At 48.3% G+C, this 779-nt stretch carries 1 protein-coding gene; it reads right to left on the bottom strand.

Annotated features, from left to right (window positions below; all coding sequences use genetic code 11):
* Positions 1-590, bottom strand: a 590-nt coding sequence (locus tag A3750_RS12920) for an ABC transporter substrate-binding protein (RefSeq protein WP_156498571.1), incomplete at its 3' end; no start/stop codon positions are given.
* Positions 591-779: the final 189 nt, after the last annotated feature.

The raw sequence follows: 779 nt of genomic DNA on the forward strand, positions 1-779 counted from the left end.
ATGAAAGCATCGCCGCTGGTACCCATGCCGGCCATACTGCCATTTGCGCCACCCATATCTAATAGGAATACAGCGGTTGAGTGCTTTACCGTCATCGCGCTTAGGCGAGTGTCTTTTTCTACCAGTTTTTCTGCGACGCTTAGCCCCTCATCTTTAAGATGNAATGCCTTGGCAATCTGGAAGATATTGTTGGTTAGCATGCTTAGATTTTCTGGCGTCTCTTGCTGGATAACTTTAACGTGTGTCTCTCGAAGCACATCAAGCGTGCGTTCTGGCCCCATGAGTGAAGAGCCGATCAAGACATCCGCATTTAGGCTCAACAAACCTTCGGGTGACAATTGTCTGTGGTAACCGATATTCGGTAGATGATGAAACGCCTCCTCTCTGGAAGAGGTTAGGTCAATGGCAACAACGTGCTCTGCTAAGCCAAGTGCGCGTAGTATCTGTGTGGTGCCGAGATCAGCACTAATGATACGTGGCGCATTCGTTTGCGCGTATGCTAGGGAATGCATGATAAAAAGAGCGAGAGCCAAGCCTGCTCCGAGCACGATGTTGATGCCAGAGCGCTTCGCGTCAGGTATGAATCGCATTACTGTTTCTCCATAAGTATATGTGTATTAGACATTGAGTGTGTATTTAGGAAATTGAGCAGCGTAAGTAGCGGTGCAACGGGCGTTTTGGCGTCGCTCGNAATGTGCACGGGAATGCTGTTTCCCGAGTGTTTAATGCGTTCTTTTAAGTCTTTTTTAAGCGCTTGAAAATCTGCGAAGCGTTGGTCG

Source organism: Oleiphilus sp. HI0079 (assembly GCF_001635105.1).